At 64.5% G+C, this 18,539-nt stretch carries 12 protein-coding genes and 2 pseudogenes; 5 read left to right on the top strand and 9 right to left on the bottom strand.

Going from position 1 to position 18,539, the window contains the following annotated elements:
* Positions 1-97: 97 nt before the first annotated feature.
* Positions 98-2,734 (bottom strand): DNA topoisomerase (ATP-hydrolyzing) subunit A, encoded by a 2,637-nt coding sequence (gene gyrA / locus ACK3SD_RS05680; RefSeq protein ID WP_481127055.1) that lies wholly within the window; start codon positions 2,732-2,734, stop codon positions 98-100.
* 220 nt (positions 2,735-2,954) lie between these two features.
* Here gyrA and ubiG point away from each other — a divergent pair, with 220 nt between their 5' ends.
* From ubiG to yfaE, 4 genes are all read left to right on the top strand, one after another.
* Positions 2,955-3,701: a bifunctional 2-polyprenyl-6-hydroxyphenol methylase/3-demethylubiquinol 3-O-methyltransferase UbiG gene (gene ubiG, locus ACK3SD_RS05675; protein WP_481127054.1), complete on the top strand. Its 747-nt coding sequence runs from the start codon at positions 2,955-2,957 to the stop codon at positions 3,699-3,701.
* Between the two features lie 511 nt (positions 3,702-4,212).
* Entirely contained in the window at positions 4,213-6,498 is a 2,286-nt protein-coding gene (nrdA, locus tag ACK3SD_RS05670) for a class 1a ribonucleoside-diphosphate reductase subunit alpha (protein ID WP_137762626.1), read from the top strand.
* A gap of 53 nt (positions 6,499-6,551) precedes the next feature.
* Positions 6,552-7,682: a class Ia ribonucleoside-diphosphate reductase subunit beta gene (gene nrdB / locus ACK3SD_RS05665; protein WP_137762625.1), complete on the top strand. Its 1,131-nt coding sequence runs from the start codon at positions 6,552-6,554 to the stop codon at positions 7,680-7,682.
* 1 nt (position 7,683) lies between these two features.
* Positions 7,684-7,965: a class I ribonucleotide reductase maintenance protein YfaE gene (yfaE, locus tag ACK3SD_RS05660; protein ID WP_137762624.1), complete on the top strand. Its 282-nt coding sequence runs from the start codon at positions 7,684-7,686 to the stop codon at positions 7,963-7,965.
* Between the two features lie 71 nt (positions 7,966-8,036).
* On the opposite strand, the gene mltB is transcribed toward yfaE, so the two are convergent.
* From mltB to ACK3SD_RS05645, 3 genes and pseudogenes are all read right to left on the bottom strand, one after another.
* The gene (gene mltB, locus ACK3SD_RS05655) at positions 8,037-9,119 is read right to left on the bottom strand and encodes a lytic murein transglycosylase B (RefSeq protein ID WP_137762623.1); all 1,083 of its coding nucleotides are present in this window, start codon (positions 9,117-9,119) and stop codon (positions 8,037-8,039) included.
* 115 nt (positions 9,120-9,234) lie between these two features.
* Positions 9,235-10,424 (bottom strand): annotated as a pseudogene (locus tag ACK3SD_RS05650) (nicotinamide mononucleotide deamidase-related protein YfaY).
* 121 nt (positions 10,425-10,545) lie between these two features.
* A complete protein-coding gene (locus ACK3SD_RS05645; protein ID WP_481127053.1) occupies positions 10,546-11,088 on the bottom strand; it encodes a YfaZ family outer membrane protein in 543 nt (180 codons plus the stop codon).
* A 336-nt stretch (positions 11,089-11,424) separates the two neighbouring features.
* On the opposite strand from ACK3SD_RS05645, the gene katA reads away from it, so the two are divergent.
* Complete coding sequence (gene katA / locus ACK3SD_RS05640) at positions 11,425-12,864, top strand: catalase KatA (RefSeq protein WP_481127052.1); 1,440 nt, start codon at positions 11,425-11,427, stop codon at positions 12,862-12,864.
* 40 nt (positions 12,865-12,904) lie between these two features.
* On the opposite strand, the gene menE is transcribed toward katA, so the two are convergent.
* The 5 genes and pseudogenes from menE to menD form a co-directional block, all read right to left on the bottom strand.
* Positions 12,905-14,263: an o-succinylbenzoate--CoA ligase gene (menE, locus tag ACK3SD_RS05635; protein WP_481127051.1), complete on the bottom strand. Its 1,359-nt coding sequence runs from the start codon at positions 14,261-14,263 to the stop codon at positions 12,905-12,907.
* Positions 14,251-15,207 carry an o-succinylbenzoate synthase gene (gene menC / locus ACK3SD_RS05630; RefSeq protein WP_481127050.1) on the bottom strand — a complete coding sequence of 319 codons (957 nt, stop codon included), beginning with the start codon at positions 15,205-15,207 and terminating at the stop codon, positions 14,251-14,253. The genes menE and menC overlap by 13 nt, the downstream gene beginning before the upstream one ends.
* Positions 15,207-16,064 (bottom strand): 1,4-dihydroxy-2-naphthoyl-CoA synthase, encoded by an 858-nt coding sequence (gene menB, locus ACK3SD_RS05625; RefSeq protein WP_481127049.1) that lies wholly within the window; start codon positions 16,062-16,064, stop codon positions 15,207-15,209. Before menB ends, menC begins: the two co-directional genes overlap by 1 nt.
* The gene (menH, locus tag ACK3SD_RS05620; RefSeq protein ID WP_481127502.1) at positions 16,051-16,836 is read right to left on the bottom strand and encodes a 2-succinyl-6-hydroxy-2,4-cyclohexadiene-1-carboxylate synthase; all 786 of its coding nucleotides are present in this window, start codon (positions 16,834-16,836) and stop codon (positions 16,051-16,053) included. The genes menB and menH overlap by 14 nt, the downstream gene beginning before the upstream one ends.
* Positions 16,836-18,499: pseudogene (gene menD, locus ACK3SD_RS05615) on the bottom strand (2-succinyl-5-enolpyruvyl-6-hydroxy-3-cyclohexene-1-carboxylic-acid synthase). The gene menH and the pseudogene menD overlap by 1 nt, the downstream one beginning before the upstream one ends.
* Between the last annotated feature and the right edge of the window lie 40 nt (positions 18,500-18,539).

The following is an 18,539-nucleotide window of genomic DNA, read 5'->3' as shown; positions in this document are numbered from 1 at the left end:
CCGCGCACAGGATACACCATTGGCCGACGAGAAAAAAATGGCGCGGCGGCCATAAAAAAAGCCAGCCCGTAGGCTGGCTTTTTACGCGGGCAAGGAATTACTCCTCTTCACCCTCGGCGTCGTCGGTGTCCGGCTCTTCCGGCTCCTCCTCTTCCACCGGCAGCTCGCCCTCAATGGCGATCACGCCATCCAGCTCCTCGTCCTCAACCGGCTCGGCCACCCGTTGCAGGCCCACCACGCTCTCCTCTTCCGCGGTGCGGATCAGCGTGACGCCCTGGGTGTTACGGCCCACGATGCTCACCTCGGAGACGCGGGTACGCACCAGCGTGCCGGCATCGGTGATCATCATGATCTGGTCGCTGCCCTCCACCTGCACCGCGCCGACCACTGGCCCGTTGCGCTCGCTGACCTTGATGGAGATCACGCCCTGCGTCGCACGGGATTTGGTCGGGTACTCGGCGGCGGCGGTACGCTTGCCGAAGCCGTTCTGCGTCACGGTCAGGATGTCACCCTCGCCGCGCGGCACAATCAGCGACACCACGCTGTCCTCTTCGGCCAGCTTGATGCCACGCACGCCAGCCGCGGTACGGCCCATCTTGCGCACGGCCGCTTCGGAGAAGCGCACCACTTTACCGGCCGCGGAGAACAGCATCACTTCGTTGCTGCCGTCGGTCAGGTCAACGCCAATCAGCTCGTCGCCCTCGTTGAGGTTCACGGCGATGATGCCCGCGCTGCGCGGACGGCTGAACTCGGTCAGCTCGGTCTTCTTCACCGTGCCGCTGGCGGTCGCCATAAAGACGTAGCGCCCTTCCTCATACTCGCGCACCGGTAGGATTGCCGTGATGCGCTCGTTGGCTTCCAACGGCAGCAGGTTAACGATCGGGCGGCCACGCGCGCCACGGCTCGCTTCCGGCAGCTGGTAGACCTTCATCCAGTAGAGACGGCCTCGGCTGGAGAAGCAGAGGATGGTGTCGTGGGTGTTGGCCACCAGCAGGCGGTCAATGAAGTCCTCCTCCTTGATGCGGGCGGCGGACTTGCCCTTGCCACCACGGCGCTGCGCCTCATAGTCGCTCAGCGGCTGGTACTTGACGTAGCCCTGATGCGAGAGGGTCACCACCACGTCTTCCTGACTGATCAGGTCTTCAATGTTGATGTCCGCCGAGTTGGCGGTGATCTCGGTGCGGCGCGCGTCGTTGTACTGCTCGCGGATGGCGATCAGCTCTTCGCGGATCACCTCCATCAGGCGGTCCGGGCTTTCCAAGATAAAGATCAGCGCGGCAATCTGGTCGAGCAGCTCTTTGTACTCGTCCAGCAGCTTCTCGTGCTCCAGACCGGTCAGCTTTTGCAGGCGCAGATCCAGAATCGCCTGTGCCTGCTGCTCGGTCAGGTAGTACTTGCCGTCACGGATGCCAAACTCCGGCTCCAGCCACTCCGGGCGGGCAGCGTCATCACCGGCGCGGGAGAGCATGTCAGAGACGTTGCCCAGCGCCCAAGCGTGGGCCACCAGCGCGGCTTTCGCCTCGGCCGGGGTCGGTGCCTGCCGGATCAACTCGATGATCGGGTCGATGTTGGCCAGTGCCACGGCCAGCGCTTCCAGAATGTGGGCGCGGTCGCGTGCCTTGCGCAGCTCAAAGATGGTGCGGCGCGTCACCACTTCACGGCGGTGGCGCACAAAGGCTGACAGGATATCCTTCAGGTTGAGGATCTTCGGCTGGCCCTGATGCAGCGCCACCATGTTGATGCCGAAGGAGACCTGCAACTGGGTCAGGGAGTAGAGGTTGTTCAGCACCACCTCGCCCACCGCGTCGCGTTTGATCTCAATCACGATGCGCATCCCATCCTTGTCGGACTCATCGCGCAGCGCGCTGATCCCCTCAAGGCGCTTCTCTTTCACCAGCTCGGCAATCTTCTCGATCAGACGCGCCTTGTTCACCTGATAGGGGATTTCGTGGACGATGATGGTCTCACGGCCGCTCTTGGCGTCCGCTTCCACCTCGGCACGGGCGCGGATATAGATTTTGCCACGCCCGGTGCGGTACGCCTCTTCGATGCCGCGGCGGCCATTGATGATGGCGGCGGTCGGGAAGTCTGGCCCCGGGATGTGCTCCATCAGCCCTTCAATGCTGATGTTCTCATCGTCAATGTAGGCCAGACAGCCGTTGATCACCTCGGAGAGGTTGTGCGGCGGAATGTTGGTCGCCATGCCGACGGCAATGCCCGAGGAGCCGTTAACCAGCAGGTTCGGGATCTTGGTGGGCATGACCGCCGGGATCTGCTCGGTGCCGTCATAGTTGGGGACGAAATCGACCGTCTCTTTCTCGAGATCCGCCAGCAGTTCGTGGGCAATTTTTGACATGCGCACTTCGGTGTAACGCATCGCCGCGGCGGAGTCGCCGTCGATGGAACCAAAGTTGCCCTGCCCGTCAACCAGCATGTAGCGCAGCGAGAAGGGCTGCGCCATACGGACAATGGTGTCATAGACCGCAGTGTCGCCATGCGGGTGGTATTTACCGATGACGTCACCGACCACACGGGCCGATTTCTTATAGGCTTTGTTCCAGTCGTTGCCCAGGACATTCATGGCGTACAGTACGCGGCGGTGCACCGGCTTCAACCCATCGCGCACATCTGGAAGGGCGCGTCCGACAATAACGGACATCGCATAATCCAGATACGAACTCTTAAGCTCTTCTTCGATGTTGACCGGTGTGATTTCTCTGGCAAGGTCGCTCATGGAGCTGCTATCCCTCTACTGAATTGTTCATCTGCCCGCTGCCTGTGGATAGGCAAAGGTGTAAAACTATACCACAAATCGGCCATCTGAGGGAAACAAACCCGCCCCGATCGCCCCATATTTCATGCTGTTCCGGCCACGCTGGCGCGCCACAAATCTGCGCCGCGGCGCGGGAATATGTATAATCCGCCTTAACCAGGTTTAAGGAGTGATAAAACCGATGAATGAACAAGCTACCGGCCCGGCCACCCAGGCCGCGCCCCAAAACGTTGACCAGCAGGAAATCGCCAAGTTTGAGGCCGTCGCCTCACGCTGGTGGGATCTAGAGGGGGAGTTCAAGCCGCTGCACCGCATCAACCCGCTGCGCCTGAACTACATCATGGCCCGTGCCAACGGCCTGTTCGGCAAGCAGGTGCTGGACGTCGGCTGCGGCGGCGGCATCCTGGCGGAGAGCATGGCGCGCGAGGGCGCGAAGGTGACTGGGCTGGACATGGGTGCCGAGCCGTTGCAGGTGGCGCGCCTGCACGCGCTGGAGGCGGGCGTGGCGCTCGACTACGTGCAGGAGACGGTAGAGGCGCACGCTGAGGCGCACCCGCAGCAGTATGACGTGGTGACCTGCATGGAGATGCTGGAGCACGTGCCTGACCCGGCCTCGGTGGTGGTGGCCTGTGCCAAGCTGGTGAAGCCGGGCGGCCATGTCTTCTTCTCCACCATCAACCGCAATAACAAGGCGTGGCTGATGGCGGTGGTGGGCGCGGAGTATGTGCTCAACATGGTGCCGAAGGGCACCCACGACGTGAAGAAGTTCATCAAGCCCTCTGAGCTGCTGCACTGGGTGGATCACACCCCGCTGGTGGGGCGCCACATGATTGGCCTGCACTACAACCCGCTGACCAACCGCTTCAAGCTGGCCCCGAACGTGGACGTCAACTACATGGTGCACACCCACTACCCGCTGGAGAGGTAACCCCAGCCGGCAGGGGCGGCATCTCTTCCCCTGCCACATTTCCCCGGCCATCGCCAGCGCTTTTTTAGGAATTGCGCCAGCCACTTAGGCAGGCGGCCAGAATAGATCTTTATTTTTAGGCATTTGGCGCGATCAGGGCTTTCAAAGAGTTTTTTTAGAATAGTTACTGCCGCCAATATAGCGATTTTTTCTAACGTTTAATAAATCAGCGATCGATCACTTTTTAAAAAAATATAAGAAATTCATATCGGAGATATTGACAGCCAAAGCATCCCAGCGCTGATGCGGCCTTACACCGCGCTTAACATTTTACCCCCATAGTTATCCACAAACCTGTGCTTTTTTGCCCCTTGTCATTCGCCCCGACTGCCACTATCTTGTTGGCCGAATTGAAGTCACCCACAATATATTGTGTTTATATCCTGACCAACCGCCTATACTTCGACAGCGGTCGTGCCCTGGGGGCGCGATCAGGCAAGTCTCGTTTATAAACCTTTAAGGTATGCACCCCATGAACCAGAGTCTGCTTGTTACTAAACGTGATGGCCGCAAAGAACGCATCAATCTTGATAAAATCCACCGTGTCATTGACTGGGCCGCGGAAGGGCTGCAAAACGTCTCCGTTTCCCAGGTAGAACTGCGTTCCCACATTCAGTTTTATGACGGCATCAAGACTGCCGACATTCATGAAACCATCATCAAGGCCGCCGCTGACCTGATCTCCCGCGATGCGCCGGACTACCAGTACCTGGCCGCGCGCCTGGCGATTTTCCACCTGCGCAAGAAGGCCTACGGCCAGTTCGAGCCGCCGAAGCTCTATGACCACGTCACCCGCATGATTGACATGGGCAAATACGATAAGCATCTGCTGGAAGACTACACGGCTGAAGAGTTCGAGCAGATGGACAGCTTTATCGACCACTGGCGCGACATGAGCTTCTCCTACGCGGCCGTCAAGCAGCTGGAAGGCAAGTACCTGGTGCAGAACCGCGTGACGGGCGAAATCTATGAGAGCGCCCAGTTCCTCTACATCCTGGTGGCGGCGTGCCTGTTCTCCAACTACCCGCGTGAGACGCGCCTCGACTACGTCAAGCGCTTCTATGACGCGGTGTCGACTTTCAAAATCTCGCTGCCGACCCCGATCATGTCCGGCGTGCGTACCCCGACCCGCCAGTTCAGCTCCTGCGTGCTGATTGAGTGCGGCGACAGCCTGGACTCCATCAACGCCACCTCCAGCGCGATTGTGAAGTATGTCTCCCAGCGCGCTGGCATCGGCATCAACGCTGGCCGCATCCGTGCGCTCGGCAGCCCGATCCGTGGCGGTGAGGCGTTCCACACCGGCTGCATCCCGTTCTACAAGCACTTCCAGACCGCGGTGAAGTCCTGCTCGCAGGGCGGCGTGCGCGGCGGCGCGGCCACCCTCTTCTACCCGATGTGGCACCTGGAAGTGGAGAGCCTGCTGGTTCTGAAGAACAACCGTGGCGTGGAAGCCAACCGCGTGCGCCACATGGACTACGGCGTGCAGCTCAACAAGCTGATGTACCAGCGTCTGGTGAAAAACGAGGACATCACCCTGTTCAGCCCGTCTGACGTGCCGGGGCTGTATGACGCCTTCTTCGCCGATCAGGATGAGTTCGAGCGCCTGTACGTGAAGTACGAGCAGGATGAGAGCATCCGCAAGCAGAAGGTGAAGGCGGTAGAGCTGTTCTCCCTGATGATGCAGGAGCGCGCCTCCACGGGCCGTATCTACATCCAGAACGTTGACCACTGCAACACCCATAGCCCGTTTGACCCAGCCATCGCGCCGGTGCGCCAGTCCAACCTCTGCCTGGAGATTGCGCTGCCGACCAAACCGCTGGAGGACGTCAACGACGAAAACGGCGAGATCGCCCTGTGCACCCTCTCCGCCTTCAACCTGGGCGCGATTGAGAGCCTGGACGACCTGGAGGAGCTGGCAGTGCTGGCCGTGCGCGCACTGGATGCGCTGCTGGACTATCAGGACTACCCAATCCCGGCCGCCAAGCGTGGCGCGATGGGCCGCCGCACCCTGGGCATTGGCGTGATCAACTATGCCTACTACCTGGCGAAGCATGGCGTGCGCTACTCTGACGGCAGCGCCAACAACCTGACGCACCGCACCTTTGAGGCGATCCAGTACTACCTGCTGAAAGCCTCCAACGAACTGGCGCGCGAACAGGGTGCCTGCCCGTGGTTCAACGAAACCACCTACGCACAGGGCATCATGCCGGTTGACACCTACAAGCGTGACCTGGATCAGGTGTGCAGCGAGCCGCTGCACCTCGACTGGGACACCCTGCGCCACAACATCAAAGAGTTTGGCCTGCGCAACTCCACGCTCTCTGCCCTGATGCCGTCCGAGACCTCCTCGCAGATCTCCAACGCCACCAACGGCATTGAGCCGCCGCGCGGCCACGTCAGCATCAAGCAGTCGAAAGATGGCATCCTGCGCCAAGTGGTGCCGGAGTACGAGCGCCTGAAAGAGGCGTACGAACTGCTGTGGGAGATGCCGAACAACGACGGCTACCTGCAACTGGTCGGCGTGATGCAGAAGTTTATCGATCAGGCGATCTCGTCGAACACCAACTATGACCCGTCGCGCTTCACCGGCAACAAGGTGCCGATGAAACAGCTGCTGAAGGATCTGCTGACCGCCTATAAGTTTGGCGTGAAAACGCTCTACTACCAGAACACCCGCGATGGCGCGGAAGATGCCCAGGATGACCTGGCGCCATCCATTCAGGATGACGGCTGCGAAAGCGGCGCCTGCAAGATTTAATCTGGCGGGGCCGGGCACCTGCCCGGCCCCTGCTGACAGACAGGATTAGCACAATGGCCTACACCACATTTTCCCAGAACAAAAATAACCAGCTGCTTGAGCCGATGTTCTTCGGCCAGCCGGTTAACGTCGCCCGTTTCGACCAGCAGAAGCATGAGATCTTCGAAAAGCTGATCGAGAAGCAGCTCTCCTTCTTCTGGCGCCCGGAAGAGGTGGACGTCTCGCGCGACCGCATCGACTTCCAGGGTCTGCCGGACCATGAGAAGCACATCTTCCTGAGCAACCTGAAGTACCAGACGCTGCTCGACTCCATCCAGGGGCGCAGCCCGAACGTGGCGCTGCTGCCGCTGATCTCCATCCCGGAGCTGGAGACCTGGATCGAGACTTGGTCGTTCTCCGAGACCATCCACTCGCGCTCCTACACCCACATCATCCGCAACATCGTTAACGATCCGTCGCTGGTGTTTGATGACATCGTCACCAACGAAGAGATCCTGAAGCGCGCCAAGGACATCTCTGGCTACTACGATGACCTGATCACCATGAGCGGTTACTACAACCTGTTCGGTGAGGGCACCCACCAGATCAACGGTGAAACCGTGGTGGTGAACCTGCGCGAGCTGAAGAAGAAGCTCTACCTGTGCGTGATGAGCGTCAATGCGCTGGAAGCGATCCGCTTCTACGTCAGCTTTGCCTGCTCCTTCGCCTTCGCCGAGCGCGAGTTGATGGAGGGCAACGCCAAGATCATCCGCCTGATCGCCCGTGACGAGGCGCTGCACCTCACCGGCACCCAGCACATGATCAACCTGATGCGCTCTGGCGCGGATGACCCGGAGATGGCGGAGATCGCCAAAGAGTGCCAGCAGCAGAGCTATGACCTGTTTGTGCTGGCGGCGCAGCAGGAGAAAGAGTGGGCGGATTACCTGTTCCGCGACGGCTCGATGATTGGCCTGAACCGCGACATCCTCTGCCAGTATGTGGAGTACATCACCAACATCCGTATGCAGGCGGTGGGTCTGGATCTGCCGTTCAAGGCACGCTCCAACCCGATCCCGTGGATCAACAGCTGGCTGGTGTCGGACAACGTGCAGGTGGCGCCGCAAGAGGTGGAGGTCAGCTCCTATCTGGTCGGCCAGATCGACTCCGAGGTCAATGCCGACGACCTGAGCGACTTCCAGCTCTGATATGGCAGGCGCAACGGTTACCCTTGGCGGCCACACCATTCTGGTACGCAGCTCTGGCGCGCAGCTTCCCTGCGCGGCAGAGCACCGCTGCCTGCTGGAGACGCTGGAGAGCCACCGCGTACCGGTGGAGTACCAGTGCCGCGAGGGCTACTGCGGCTCCTGCCGCGTGAAGCTGCTCAACGGCAGCGTCAACTACCACCAGACGCCGCTGGCCTTCATTCAGGAGGGGGAGATCCTCCCCTGCTGCTGTTTGCCGCAAGGGGATATCGAACTCGATATCTGACGCCGCCAAAGCATAAAAAAACGGGCTGATTATCAGCCCGTTTTTTTTGTGTCTTTTTATACCCGAGGGCCTTAGCGCGCCCGGCTGACCGCCTCGCCCAACTGCCACACCGCCATTGCGTAGTGGGTGCTGTGGTTGTAGCGGGTGATGACGTAGAAGTTCGGCAGGCCGTACCAGTACTGGTAGGCGGTGCCGATATCCAGCCGCAACAGGCTCACCTGCTGGTCATCGCGCAGCGGACTGAGCGGCCGCAGGCCAGCGGCGGAGAGCGCCCCCACGGTATATTTGGTGGTGTAGCCCTGCTGCATCAGCGGTGCCTGTCCGCTGGCCTGCACCGCCACCGTGCCATTCTTCACCCAGCCGTGCGCGGCAAAGTAGTGCGCCACGCTGCCGATGGCGTCAACCGGGTTCCACAGGTCAACATGGCCGTCGCCGTCGAAGTCCACCGCATACTCCTTGAAGGCCGATGGCATGAACTGGCCGTAGCCCATCGCGCCCGCGAAGGAGCCGCGCAGCGAGAGCGGGTCACGCCCCTCGGCGCGCGACATCAGCAGGAAGGTCTCCAGCTCGCCGCTGAAGTACTCGGCGCGGCGCGGGTAGTCAAAGGCCAGCGTCGCCAGCGCATCGATAATCCGCGTCTTGCCCATCACCCGGCCCCAACGCGTCTCCACGCCGATGATGCCCACCACAATCTCTGGCGGCACGCCGTAGGTGGCATAGGCGCGCTCCAGCGCCCCCTCATACTGGTTCCAGAAGGCCACGCCGTTCTGCACGTTGTCCGGCGTGATGAATTTTTTGCTGTAGCGCAGCCACGCGCCATTCGGCCCGCTCGGCCGCTGCTGCTGGCCGGGGGTTTTCGGCGTCGGTGCCTGCTGATTCATCAGCCGCAGTACATAGTCGAGCCGCTGGGCCTGATCCAGCACATCATGCAGCTGCTGGCGGTCAAAGCCATGCTTGCGCACCATCTGGTCGATAAAGCGCGCGGTATTGGGGTTGTTGGCGAAGTCGCCACTCAGCGGGTGCACCGCGTGCTGCGGCTCGAGCAAAAAACCGCCGCTGGAGGTGGGCTGCGCGGTGATATCGGCAGGCTTCGGCGTGCTGCTACAGGCGGAGAGCAGCAGCGCGAGGGGTAACAAGGCAGCTAATTGACGCATCGGGTATCCATACAACCAGAAAAAGTGGGCGCTATAGTAAAGCATTGCTTAAGCCGCCGGGAACAGGCCGGCCCGTCAGGAAGTGTAAAAAAAGCCGCCCGCAGGCGGCATGGGGTCAGGCTTCGGCCACCCGCGCCAGCCACGGGTAGTTGGCCACCGGCGGCCAGCCGTTGAGGTAGCGCCGCAGCATGTCCATCGCCACCATCGCTACCATCTCCTGTTGCAGCGTCGGGCTGTGGTGGCGTGCGCCGTAGCGCAGGGTCTGGCCGAGGGTGCCTGCCGGGGTGTGCAGTGCCAGGCTGATCTCCCCTCCACTAGCGGGCCGATGGCCAGCGCCAGCGGTGCGCCGCGTTGGGCCGCCAGCGTCGCGGCGCGCGCCAGCAGCGGTGACAGCCCCGCCTCCTCCTGCGCTGGCAGTTCGCCGCCGGCCAGCGGCACGCCCGCCGCCTGCAAGCGCCAGTGCAGCAGCCCGCCGGTGAAATGCTCGCTCAGCGCCAGTTGCAGCGACTGGGTCAGCATCTGCTCCGCCAGCCGCGCCGGCAGGCCGCCGGTGCCCTCAAACAGCGTGCTCTCGCCCGCCACCTCGCGCACCCGCTCCCACGCCTGACGCATCGTCGCCTCCTGCGCGCGCGGGCCGGTTAGCTTCAGCTCAATGATCGGCGCGGAGGAGCGGTAGCCCAGCACCACGCCCGGCGGCAATGGCAGCGGGTCCAGCTCTGCCGCCAGGCTGCTCTCGCCACGGCCAAAAGTGGTCAGGCGCAGGCAGAGTGGCGGCTCGCTCTCCGGCCACTGCTGGCGCAGGCGCGGGACGATCTGCTGCTCGACCATCACCTTAAACTCGGAGGGCACGCCGGGAGTGAAGAAGATCCAGCAACGGTTGAGGCGCAGCGCAAAGCCACAGGCGGTGCCGACCGGGTTGTCGAGCAGCTCGGCATTGGCCGGGATCTGCGCCTGCTTGCGGTTGGCGGGTGACATCGCCTGCCCCCGGTGGGTGAAATAGGCCTCCATGCGCGCGATCCACTCCGGCCGCTCCACCACCTCCACCCCGGCAGCCAGCGCGGCCGCCTGTGCGCTCAGGTCGTCGCTGGTCGGCCCCAGCCCCCCGTTGACGATCAGCACGTCGGCAATCTGGCTGCGCTCGGTCAGCACCGCCACCAGTGCCTCCAGCGCGTCGCCCACCGTCTCGCGGCTGGTGAGGGGAAAGCCCTGTTCAAACAGCTTGTCCGCCAACCAGGCGGCATTGGTATCAACAATCTGGCCATGCAGCACTTCGTCGCCTGTGCTGAGCATCTCAATCCTAAGCATCTCTCACTCCTATGGTTAGCCTGCTAACACTGTAGAAAGGGCGCGCGCCAAATACAATCGCCATTTGTTCTTGCCAATAAAAAGGCCGGGTCTCCCCGGCCTGATACGCTGGCATCGCCCGTCAGAAGTGCAGCGCCGCGCCCAAATAGGGGCCGTCTGCCAGCACGTTGTCCCGGTGCCCATCCTTGCCCGCCATCGCCATATAGCGGTAGCCAATGTCCACCGACAGCAGCGGGATGACGTTCAGCCGCAGGCCGCCGTTGGCCTCGGCGTAGTCATTGACGCCGCTGGAGAGGGAGTCCGGCGCGTAGTAACCCTCACCGTAGAGCGCGAAGTAGCGGCCCATCGGCAGGCTTAGGCCGCCGCCGACCGCCAGCGCGTAGCCCTCATCGCCATCCTGTGGCCCCAGATAGAGCGCCTTGCCGCCGACCGTCGCCATCACCGGCCCCAGTGGCACGTTCAGCCCCAGCCCGATACCGGCGATGTCGCCATCATTGTCGCTGTGCGCCCAGTTGAGGTTGGTGGTGAGGCCGGCGGTGTCCGCGCCGAAGTCGGCTCCCAGGCTGGTGTAGTGCTGGCCGGCCTGGCCGCTGATGCTGATTGCCTGTGCCATGGCGGCGCTGCACAGCAGGGCGGCGGCCAGAACAAGAGAGGTAGTTTTCATGGTGGATTTCCTTTGATCATCAAAACAGTGCGCAGTAGTGGCGCAGAGTCTAAACCAAAGACCACACAAAACCAGTGGATTAGCGCAGGAAATGGGCAGAGAGCCGTTGGCAAATGTAACAAAAACCCCTATCGATAAGCACTGATCATATAACCAATATTAATGATAAATCAGATCGATTTGCCCCGGATCAACACTGCCGCGAAACTGGCGGCGTAGAGTGGCTCGGCAGCAATCACCAGGAGGGGTTTTCCCTTCCTCCTTACCCGTCGGCAGCCCTTTTTACCCTCTCCTCAGCCTCCCCGGCGGGGACATAACAATAGAGCAGGAACAGCGATGACGAAAAAAGGTTTGACTACAGCAGCAGGCGCCCCGGTTGTCAGCAACAACAACGTGATGACCGCTGGACGCCGCGGCCCGATGCTGCTTCAGGACGTATGGTTCCTGGAGAAGCTGGCGCACTTTGACCGTGAGGTGATCCCGGAGCGCCGGATGCATGCCAAAGGCTCCGCCGCCTATGGCCGTTTCACCGTCACCCATGACATCACCCGCTATACCCGCGCCAAACTGTTCGCCGACATCGGCAAGCAGACCGAGATGTTTGTCCGCTTCTCCACCGTGGCCGGCGAGCGCGGCGGCGCGGACGCCGAGCGTGACATCCGCGGCTTCTCGATGCGCTTTTACACCGAAGAGGGCAACTGGGATCTGGTGGGCAACAACACCCCGGTCTTCTACCTGCGTGACCCGCTGAAATTCCCCGATCTGAACCACGTGGTGAAGCGCGACCCGCGCACCAACCTGCGCAACCCAATCTACAAGTGGGACTTCTTCTCCCACCTGCCGGAAGCGCTGCACCAGCTCACCATCGACTTCAGCGACCGTGGCCTGCCGCGCTCCTACCGTCATATCCACGGTTTCGGCAGCCACACCTTCAGCTTCATCAACCACGACAACGAGCGCTTCTGGGTGAAGTTCCACTTCCGCAGCCAGCAGGGGATTGAGAACCTGATGGATGATGAGGCCGCCGTCCTGATTGGCCGTGACCGCGAAAGCTCCCAGCGTGACCTGTTCGAGGCAGTGGAGCGCGGCGACTTCCCGCGTTGGAAGATGTTTGTGCAGGTGATGCCAGAGAAAGAGGCCTCCAGCGTGCCGTACAACCCCTTCGACCTGACCAAGGTGTGGCCGCACGGCGACTACCCGCTGATTGAGGTGGGTGAGTTTGAGCTGAACCGCAACCCGGACAACTACTTCGCGGAAGTGGAGCAGGTGGCGATGACCCCGGCCAACGTGGTGCCGGGCATCGGCTTCTCGCCAGACCGCATGTTGCAGGGCCGCCTCTTCTCCTACGGCGATGCGCACCGCTACCGTCTGGGCGTGAACCACCACCAGATCCCAGTGAACCAACCGCGCTGCCCGTTCCACAGCTACCACCGCGACGGCGCGATGCGCGTGGATGGCAACAGCGGCAATGGCCCGACCTACGAGCCAAACAGCTTCGGCCTGTTCCAGGAGCAGCCCGACTACAGCGAGCCGCCGCTGTCGCTGGAGGGTGCCGCCGACCACTGGAACCACCGCGAGGATGAGGATTACTTCAGCCAGCCGCGCGCGCTGTTCAACCTGCTGAGCGAGGAGGAGCACCAGCGCATGTTCACCCGCATCGCCGGTGAACTGGCCCAGGTGCCGGAGAACATCCGCCAGCGCCAGCTTGACCTGTTCTTCCAGGTGCACCCGGCGTATGGTCAGGGCATCGTTGATGCGCTGAACGCCATCCGCTAACCCGCACTCGCTAACTGGGGCCGCTTATGCGGCCCTTTTTTTATGCCTGCTGCGCCAGCCACTGGCGCACTGCCGCGCGCGCCACCTTGATGCCGCCCTGCGCCAGATCGGCTGGCAGCGCGTAGTAGCGATCGGGCTGCTGGTAGCGCGCCAGCCGCCCCGCCAGCCAACGATCCAGTGCCTGCGCGGGCAGCGGGCCGTCGGTCGCCAGCACCGCCACCGGTCGTTCGCCGTAGAGCTCATCCGCCACCGGCAGCACAAAGGCCTGCGCCACCTGCGGGTGCGCCAGCAGCACGCGCTCTACCTCCTCCGGCTGGATGCCCTCACCGCCGCTGAAAAACAGGTTATCGAGTCGGCCAGGAATGTGCAGCTCCTCGCCCTGCCAGCGGCCACGATCGCGGCTGTGATACCACCCCTCATCGTCCACCAGCGGGTGCAGCGCGCCGTCGCGCCAGTAACCCGCCGCCATGCCGGGCGCGCGGATCAACACCTCCTCCCCCACCAGCCGGATTGCCACCCCCGCCAGCGGCCGCCCGACGCCCGGCCCGCCATCTGCCCGCTTGGCGCAGACGGTGGAGGCCATCTCGGTCATGCCGTAGCCGCACCAGCAGCGCAGGCCGCGCTGTTCGGCACGCGCCGCCAGTTCCGGCGGGATCACCGCGCCGCCCAGCAGCACGTCACGCAGCCGGCCACTGCCCGCCGGTGAGGCGAGCAGCCGCACCAGTTGCGTCGGCACCAGCGAGGCGTGGGTGGCCTGCCCGATCTCCGCCAGCAGCCCGCCCGCCGCGGGCACATGCAGCGTCGCTCCCGCCGTCAGCCAGCGCCAGACAATGCCCTGCCCGGAGACGTGGCAGAGCGGCAGCGACAGCAGCCAGCTATCCTCGGCGCTGAAGGTCAGCAAACCCAGCACGCCTGCGGCGCTAGCCAGATGGGCGGCGGGGGTGTGGGCCGCCGCTTTCGGCAGGCCGCTGGAGCCGGAGGTGAGCGTCAGGGTCGCCAGCCGCGACGGCTGCCAGTCAACCGGCACCCTTCCCGCCCGCGCCTCGGCCCCCAGCCGTGGCAGCGGCACTCCCGCGCCCTCGCCGCAGAGCCACGCCATGTCTAGCCCCGGCAACAGCTGTGCCAGCAGCGCCGTCGGCAGTTGCGGGTTGAGCGGCAGCACGCGCGCGCCACAGCGGATCAGCGCCAGATAGTCGAGCAGCAGCGCCGGGCTATTGGCGCCGCGCAGCACCACGCCGCACCCCTCGGTGACGCCCTGCGCGCGGTAGCCCACGGCGCGGCGCTCCAGCCGCGTCGCCAGTTGCGCCCAGTTCAGGCTGCCGCCCGCCCCCGCCAGCGCTGGCCGATCCGGCGAGTGCTGCGCCCAGTGCCGCCACGGCCACGTTGTCAGCCCTGCCATGCCACCTCCAGTTGGTCGATGCCCCAGAGCGGCAGTGGAGTGCCGGGCCAGACGCGCAGCAATTGCGCGTTCATCATCGACAGCGTATCCAGCCCCGGCGGCGTTTCCGGCGTCAGCCAGGCGGCCAGCCGTGACAGTTGCGTCAGGCCAAGGCTGCTCTCGATGGCAGCGCTAATCACCACCTCCAGCCCGGCGGCCCGCGCCTGCGCCACCTGAGCCGTGACCTGCGCCAGACTGCCCACCAGCATCGGCTTGATCACCAGCGCCGCCACCCCCGGCTCCGCCTGAAGGGCAAAACCCGGCTCGCGGCCGCTCTCATCCCAGCCAATGGCAATGCCGCTCTGCCGGGCAAACTCCCGCGATGCCGCTGGCGAGTGGCACGGCTCCTCAATAAAGGCGATGCGCGCCCGCAACGCGGGTGGTACATAGCGGGCGAATTGGCGCGCCCGCTCCGGCGTCCAGCTGCGGTTGGCATCCAGCCGCAGCCGTAGCTGTGGCAGCGCCTCCAGCAGCAGCGTCACCAACATGCCGTCGCGCACCGCCTCATACAGCCCCACCTTCATCTTCGCCAGCGGCACCCCGGCCAGCCGGGCAAAGAGCGCGTCCGGGTCACCGTGGCAGAGCGGCACGCTGTGGCTCAGGGCAGTGGGCAAGGTGCCAGCCAGCTCCGCCTGCGCCATGCTGGTGCCCCACGCCACCGACGGCAGGCCGCACGCGGGCGGTTCGCCCGTCAGCCAGTCCGCCAGCCACTGCCGGGCGGCCTGTTCTGCCTCGGCCAGTGATTCCAGGCTGAAGCCCGGCAGCGGGGCGATCTCGCCCCAGCCGCTGGCACCGTCCGCGCACAGCCGCAGCAGCAGCCCCTCACGGCAGGTAAGCCGCCGATCGCGCAGCGCCGCCCCGGCCACCAGCGGCAAGCGGTAACGATAGAGTGTCGCGTGGCGCATCATGGATTCCGGGTAAATTTGCTGAAGTCGGGGGCGCGTTTCTCATTAAAGGCGTTGCGCCCCTCCTGCCCCTCCTCGCTCATGTAGAACAGCATGGTGGCGTTGCCCGCCAGCTCCTGCAAACCGGCCTGCCCGTCGCAGTCGGCGTTGAGCGCCGCTTTCAGGCAGCGCAGCGCCATCGGACTGTTTTGCAGCATCTCACGGCACCAGCGCACCGTTTCGCGCTCCAGCTCCGCTAGCGGCACCACTGCATTGACCAGCCCCATCTCCAGCGCCTGCCGGGCATCATACTGGCGGCAGAGGAACCAGATTTCGCGCGCCTTTTTCTGGCCGACGATGCGCGCCATATATGACGCGCCCCAGCCACCGTCAAAGGAGCCAACCTTTGGCCCAGTCTGGCCGAATACCGCGTTCTCCGCCGCCAGCGTCAAGTCACACATCATGTGCAGCACGTGACCGCCGCCGATGGCGTAGCCCGCCACCATCGCCACCACCGGTTTCGGGCAGGTGCGGATTTGGCGCTGGAAGTCGAGCACGTTCAGGTGGTGCACCCCCTGCTCATCGCGGTAGCCGCCGTAGTCGCCGCGCACCTTCTGGTCGCCCCCAGCGCAGAAGGCCAGATCGCCCGCGCCGGTCAGGATGATGACGCCGATGCGCGCATCGTGGCGCGCCGTCTCCAGCGCGCGCATCATCTCCCGCACTGTCTGCGGCCGGAAGGCGTTGCGTACCTGCGGCCGGTTAAGGGTGATCTTGGCGATGCCATCCGGCGAGGTGTGGTAGCAGATGTCCTCGAAACCGCTCGAGCAATCCTGCCACTCCACAGGCGCATAGAGCGCGTGCTCATCAACAGCAATCATAGTTAACTCCTTGGTCAATAATGGATATCAGGTGCCGGGCGAACAGGCTGGGGTTGTCAAAATGGGCGTTGTGGCCACAGCCGGCCAGCAGCGTCAGCGGCAGGCGGCGCGCCTCGGCCAGCGCCCGGAACCGGCTGTCCCGTCCGCCGCACAGGAAGTGAAAAGGGTGATGCAGCCGCGCGAGGGCGGTATCCAGCGGCGGTTGGTGGCCGAGGGAGGTGGCGAGTAGCATCTGGGCGACGCCCACTGGTGCATTGTGGCGGCGCAGCGCAATCAGCGCCTGCCGCTGCGGCTCCGCCAGATCGGCAAAAACCGGCTGGCGATACCAGGCATCAAGCACCGTTTCCAACGGCTGTTGCAGCAGTCGCTGCGCCCAGCGCTGGTCATGGGCCAGCCGCGCCTGCCGCTCGGCAGCCGTCATCAAGCCGGGGTGGCCGCCCTCCACCACCAGCCCGCACAGCCCCGCTGGCTGGCGCGTGGCGTGGTACATCGCCACCCGGCCGCCCAGCGAGTAGCCCACCAACCAGTAGCGGGCCACGCCGTGATGGCGCAGCGCGGCGCGCAGTTGCTGGTCGAGCGCGGCAAAGCCAGAGGGACTGATGCCCGCGGACGCGCCATGCCCCGGCAGATCGAGCGCCAGCGTGCGCCAGCCGGTGCAGTGCGCGGCCACCGCCTGCCAGTCGGCGGCCGATCCCAGCAGCCCATGCAGGAACACCAGCCAAGGGCGCGCGTCATCCATCGGCGCACCGGGGAAGTGGTGGGCGGCGAGCATCACTGTCCACCTGCCTTTTGCAGCTGCCGCAGCAGGTGTGCGCCAGCGTCCGGCTCGGTCTGCATCTCAATCAGCGTGGTGCCTTCGCCCTGCCACGCCTCGGCCAGCGCGCCACGCAGCGCCTGCCACTCTGTGGCGCAGGCATAGCGCAAACCGAACATCGCCGCCGCATGGGAGAAGTCCACCTGTTGCGGCATACAATAGAATCGTTCGCGCTCGGCGGCGGGCGTCGGCAGCAGCGAGAAGATGCGCCCACCTTGGTTATTTACCAGCAGGATCACTACCGGCGCGGGCGGATGCTGGAGCAGCGCCAGCGCGTTGAGGTCATAGAGCGCCGAGAGATCGCCGATCAGCAGCAGCGTCGGCCGGGCGGTGGCGCGCGATACTCCCGCCGCCGTGGAGATCAGCCCGTCAATGCCGCTGGCCCCCCGGTTACCGTAGACCGGGTAGCCCGCCGGCAACTGCGCCAGCGCATCCACCAGCCGTACCGCCAGACTGTTGCCGATAAACAGCTGGCCGCCCGCGGGCAGCAGCGATGGCAGGTGCGCCGCCAGCCGCCCTTCGCCGAAAGGCTCCACCCGCTGCGCCTGCCGGTGGGCGCGATCGGCCCACTCCGCCAGATCCGCCGCCCAAGGGTGGCGCGCGCCCGCTGGGTGCTGCGCCAGCCACTCCAACACCGGTGCGACGATGCGCCGCCCCGGATGCTGGCCCGGATCGCGCCGCCCCGGCAGCGCTGCCACCAGCCACCAGTTATCCGGCCGCAGTTCGCCAAGCCACGCCAGCACCCGCTGGCCGGTGAGATAACTGCCGAACTGCACCACCAGCTCCGCCTCCGCCAGCCGCGCCCGTGCCGGTGGGTGATTGAGCCACAGCTCGGCGCAAGGCAGAGGCTGGCCGGTATGGGACTGCACATCCGCTACCAGCGGCCAGCCCAGCGCCGCCGCCCAGCGTGCCACCGCCTCCCCTCCGTCGGCGACAGACGGCCAGCCACCACCACGCCGCGTCGCTGCTGCCACTGCGACCACCCCGGCTCCGGCTGGCAGGCGGGCTTCGCCCCGGCCGCCAACCAAGGCCCACGCCCCTGCCACCAGTCGCCGAGCGCCGCCGACCACGGCTGGTAGTCGCCGCGATCCTCGCCATACAGCGGATCGCTGAAGGGGCAGTTGATGTGCAGCGCGCCACCCGCCAGCTCCGCCATCGCCTGATCGATCGCCGACACCAGCCAGCGCGCCGGAATATCGGGCGTCGGGCGCGGCAGGTTGAGCGTGCCAGCCGGGTGATCGCCGAACATGCCCGGCTGGCGGATGGTCTGGTTCGCCCCGCACTCCAGCAGCTCCGGCGGACGATCCGCCGTCAGCATCACCAGCCGCTCGCCGGTCAGCCCCGCCTCGATCAGCGCCGGGTAGAGGTTGGCTGCCGCCGTGCCGGAGGTGACCACCACCGCCACCGGCTCGCCGCTCCCCTTCGCCAGCCCCAGCGCCAGATGCCCGAGGCCGCGTTCATCAAAATGGGTATGGCAGATCAGGTGGGGATGGGCGGCGGCGGCCAGGGTCAGCGGGGTGGAGCGGGAACCGGGGGCGATGCAGAGATGCCGGACGCCATGCCGGGTCAGCGCCTCAAGGATGAGCGCCGCCCAACGGCGGTTAAATTCACTGGTTAACATACGAAGCCTGTGCGGTACGGTTGCCAAAAGGGGGACATGA

The sequence above is a fragment of the Chimaeribacter sp. YP20170169 genome, assembly GCF_056739715.1.
This window is presented reverse-complemented; position numbering and strand designations above follow the sequence as displayed.

Excerpts from the sequence above, each read along its gene's own strand:
- gyrA (WP_481127055.1), bottom strand. The coding sequence starts at position 2,734 with ATGAGCGACCTTGCCAGAGAAATCACACCGGTCAACATCGAAGAAGAG.
- ubiG (WP_481127054.1), top strand. The coding sequence starts at position 2,955 with ATGAATGAACAAGCTACCGGCCCGGCCACCCAGGCCGCGCCCCAAAAC.
- nrdA (WP_137762626.1), top strand. The coding sequence starts at position 4,213 with ATGAACCAGAGTCTGCTTGTTACTAAACGTGATGGCCGCAAAGAACGC.
- nrdB (WP_137762625.1), top strand. The coding sequence starts at position 6,552 with ATGGCCTACACCACATTTTCCCAGAACAAAAATAACCAGCTGCTTGAG.
- yfaE (WP_137762624.1), top strand. The coding sequence starts at position 7,684 with ATGGCAGGCGCAACGGTTACCCTTGGCGGCCACACCATTCTGGTACGC.
- mltB (WP_137762623.1), bottom strand. The coding sequence starts at position 9,119 with ATGCGTCAATTAGCTGCCTTGTTACCCCTCGCGCTGCTGCTCTCCGCC.
- ACK3SD_RS05645 (WP_481127053.1), bottom strand. The coding sequence starts at position 11,088 with ATGAAAACTACCTCTCTTGTTCTGGCCGCCGCCCTGCTGTGCAGCGCC.
- katA (WP_481127052.1), top strand. The coding sequence starts at position 11,425 with ATGACGAAAAAAGGTTTGACTACAGCAGCAGGCGCCCCGGTTGTCAGC.
- menE (WP_481127051.1), bottom strand. The coding sequence starts at position 14,263 with ATGGCAGGGCTGACAACGTGGCCGTGGCGGCACTGGGCGCAGCACTCG.
- menC (WP_481127050.1), bottom strand. The coding sequence starts at position 15,207 with ATGCGCCACGCGACACTCTATCGTTACCGCTTGCCGCTGGTGGCCGGG.
- menB (WP_481127049.1), bottom strand. The coding sequence starts at position 16,064 with ATGATTGCTGTTGATGAGCACGCGCTCTATGCGCCTGTGGAGTGGCAG.
- menH (WP_481127502.1), bottom strand. The coding sequence starts at position 16,836 with ATGCTCGCCGCCCACCACTTCCCCGGTGCGCCGATGGATGACGCGCGC.